This is a genomic window from Flavihumibacter solisilvae, from assembly GCF_000814475.1.
Taxonomy (GTDB): Bacteria; Bacteroidota; Bacteroidia; order Chitinophagales; family Chitinophagaceae; genus Flavihumibacter; species Flavihumibacter solisilvae.
Genome location: NZ_JSVC01000047.1, coordinates 1 through 546, shown reverse-complemented (window position 1 = coordinate 546; position 546 = coordinate 1). Strand labels below are relative to the sequence as shown.

At 33.7% G+C, this 546-nt stretch carries 1 protein-coding gene; it reads left to right on the top strand.

All coding sequences use genetic code 11. The features are described from left to right. Nucleotides 1-546, top strand: a 546-nt coding sequence (locus tag OI18_RS23210; RefSeq protein WP_039144674.1) for an AAA family ATPase, incomplete at both ends; no start/stop codon positions are given.

Sequence of the window (546 nt, the reverse complement as noted above, 5' to 3'; positions counted from 1 at the left end):
AGAATTTGGATGCCCTAAAGAACATAAAGGATGAGGAATTAAACCGAGTCATAAATGACACAGAATTGAGCAATATTCAAACAAGGCTCACTTTTAACAATGGGTTTGAAGATCTGGAATCGATTAAATTTGAAGATCGCCCAACCATAACAGTTACTAAAAAGATTATAGATGAATCGACAGGAGTAGAAAAGATTTTCACAAAATCACTATCCCAGTTATCACTTGGTCAACAACAATCCATTTTGCTAGCAATACTATTGCAATCAAAAAGCAAATATCCTTTAATTATAGATCAGCCGGAAGATAATCTCGACAGCGAATTTATTTATAAAACAATTGTTTCCAACCTCAGGAGAATAAAGGAAAATAGGCAAGTTATCATTATTACACATAATCCAAATATTGCAGTATTAGGGGATGCCGAATTAATTATACCGTTGAAAAGCACAAGTATCAAATCAATTATAACAGAAAGAGGATCAATCGATAAATATGAAACTCGACGATTATGTTGTGATATACTCGAGGGAGGGGAACAGGCAT